Below are 2,603 nucleotides of genomic sequence, written 5' to 3'. Positions count from 1 at the left end.
GGGCGGGGCCACGGGGGCTCCCGTCGGCCCCGGTGGAGGGCGGGGCGAACCGACCGGCCGGACGCGAGGGCCGACCGGTCGGGCCGATGGTCCCGGCCGGCCGGAAACCACCGGTGCCGCGCGTCCCGGGTCGCCGTTCGTCGGCCGTTCGGCGCACCGTCCGCCCGTTCGGCGCGAACCCGACGACCGTTCGGCGCATCCCGCCGGCACTGGGCGATCGAGCCGGTACGGGACGGTGCGGTGGGGGAGTGACCTTCCTTACATTCCCCGAACGCCCCGGGCGTTCACCCGGCGGAAACACAACGCACTCCTGGAGCCGGTCATGACGACGACGCATACCGCCCCCGAGGCCACCGACCCACCACCGGGCGGCGACCTGAGGTCCCGCTCGATCACCATGCACGAGGACCCCCGCTTCATCGACCTGCGCCGCCGCCTGGTGCGGTTCGTCGCCCCGATGAGCATCGCCTTCATGGCGTGGTACCTGCTGTACGTGATCATGTCCGCCTTCGCGCGCGACGTGCTCGCGACCACCGTGGTGGGGAACGTCAACATCGCCCTGGTCTTCGGGGTTCTGCAGTTCGTCACCACCTTCGGCATCGCCGTGTGGTACGCCCGCTACGCCGGTCGCCGTCTCGACCCGCTCGCCGACGAACTGCGCGGTGAGCTGGAGGCCGGCCCGGCCGGTGCCGCCGACGGCGCAGCGCGGACGGCCGGGGCCGCCGCTCCCGCCGCCGCTTCCCCCGCCGGCACCGCCGAGCGCTCCGACGACTCCGGGGAGGCCCGCTCGTGAACGGCGTCCAGATCGCCCAGGCCGGCGAGGGCCGGCTGATCACCGTCCTGCTCTTCACCCTGATGATCGCCCTGACCCTGGGCATCACCCTGTGGGCCAGCCGGCAGGTCAAGTCCGCCACCGACTTCCACTCCGGCGGGCGCGGCTTCTCCGGGATGCAGAACGGCTTCGCCATCGGCAGCGACTACATGTCGGCCGCCTCCTTCCTCGGCATCGCCGGCATGATCGCCCTCTTCGGCTACGACGGGTTCCTGTACTCCATCGGCTTCCTCGTCGCCTGGCTGGTCGCGCTCCTGCTCGTCGCCGAGCTGCTGCGGAACTCCGGCCGCTACACCATGGCGGACGTGCTCTCCTACCGGATGCGGCAGCGCCCGGTGCGGACCGCCGCCTCGGTCTCCACCCTCACCGTCTCGATCTTCTACCTGCTGGCGCAGATGGTCGGCGCCGGCGCCCTGATCGCCCTGCTGCTGGGCATCCAGCCCGGTGAGACCTACCTCGGCATGAGCGCCGAGACTGCCAAGATCGCGGGCATCGTGGTCGTCGGCATCCTGATGATCGTCTACGTGACCTTCGGCGGCATGAAGGGCACCACCTGGGTGCAGATCGTCAAGGCGGTCATGCTCATGGGCGGCGCCGCCCTGCTGACCGTGATGGTGCTCGCCGTCTACGGCTTCAACTTCGGCGCCCTGATGAACGACGCGGCACAGGCCAGCGGCGTCGGCAGCTCCTTCCTGGAACCCGGCCAGCGGTACGGCGTCGAGGTCGCCGGCGACGCCTGGCAGACCATGGTCAACAAGCTGGACCTGATCAGCCTCGGCCTCGCGCTGGTGCTGGGCACCGCCGGTCTGCCGCACATCCTGATCCGCTTCTACACCGTCCCGGACTCCAAGGCGGCCCGGAAGTCGGTCAACTGGGGCATCGGCCTCATCGGCTCCTTCTACCTGATGACCCTGGTGCTGGGCTTCGGCGCCGCGGCCCTGGTCGGCCGGGACGCCATCGTCGCGCAGAACGCGGCCGGCAACACCGCGGCCCCGCAGCTGGCCGAGGAGGTCGGCGTCCACTTCGGCGGCAGCCTGCTGGGCGCGATCATGCTGGCGCTCATCGCCGCCGTGGCCTTCGCCGCGATCCTGTCCACCGTCGCGGGTCTGACCATCGCCTCCTCGTCCTCCCTCGCCCACGACCTGTACAACAACGTGATCCGGCGCGGGAAGGCGAGCGAGAAGGAGGAGATCAAGGTCGCGCGACTGGCCGCCTTCGGCGTCGGCGTCGCCGCGATCGTCCTGGCGATCTTCGCGCAGAACCTCAACGTGGCCTTCCTGGTGGCCCTGGCCTTCGCCATCGCCGCCTCGGCCAACCTGCCCACGGTGCTGCTGAGCCTGTTCTGGAAGCGGTTCAACACCACCGGGGCCCTGGCCGGCATCTACGGCGGTCTGGCGAGCGCGCTGATCCTGGTGTTCTTCTCGCCGGTGGTCTCCGGCAAGGTGGACGCGAACGGCAACAGCCTCTCGCTCTTCCCCGCCGGCGTGGACTTCGCCTGGTTCCCGCTGGAGAACCCCGGCCTGGTCTCCATCCCCCTCGGCCTGCTGTGCGCGGTGGTCGGCACCCTCCTGTCCAAGGAGACCGACCCCGGCCGCTTCGCCGAGCTCCAGGTCCGCGCCCTCACCGGCGCCGGCGCGGAGGGGGCCTCCAAGCACTGAGAACCCCTCCCCCCGGATCGCGCGGGTCCCGCCGGGCCCGCGCGGTCCCGCGGCGGGGGGACCGGGGTCCGGATCGGTGAAGACCCCTCGCCGTCCGTCCCCCACCCCGGTCC

2 protein-coding genes are annotated in these 2,603 nt (G+C 71.5%); both read left to right on the top strand.

All coding sequences use genetic code 11. The features are described from left to right. Window positions 1-322: 322 nt before the first annotated feature. The gene (locus FOE67_RS30160; RefSeq protein WP_182666647.1) at window positions 323-793 is read left to right on the top strand and encodes a DUF485 domain-containing protein; all 471 of its coding nucleotides are present in this window, start codon (window positions 323-325) and stop codon (window positions 791-793) included. Then, entirely contained in the window at window positions 790-2,490 is a 1,701-nt protein-coding gene (locus tag FOE67_RS22385) for a monocarboxylic acid transporter (RefSeq protein ID WP_438874282.1), read from the top strand. The genes FOE67_RS30160 and FOE67_RS22385 overlap by 4 nt, the downstream gene beginning before the upstream one ends. Window positions 2,491-2,603: the final 113 nt, after the last annotated feature.

This window comes from Streptomyces calidiresistens (assembly GCF_014141525.1).
In the GTDB taxonomy this organism is placed as follows: domain Bacteria; phylum Actinomycetota; class Actinomycetes; order Streptomycetales; family Streptomycetaceae; genus Streptomyces; species Streptomyces calidiresistens.
This window is presented reverse-complemented; position numbering and strand designations above follow the sequence as displayed.

Bases quoted from the DNA above. Each gene is read 5' to 3' on its own strand.
- FOE67_RS30160 (WP_182666647.1), top strand. From the start codon at position 323: ATGACGACGACGCATACCGCCCCCGAGGCCACCGACCCACCACCGGGC.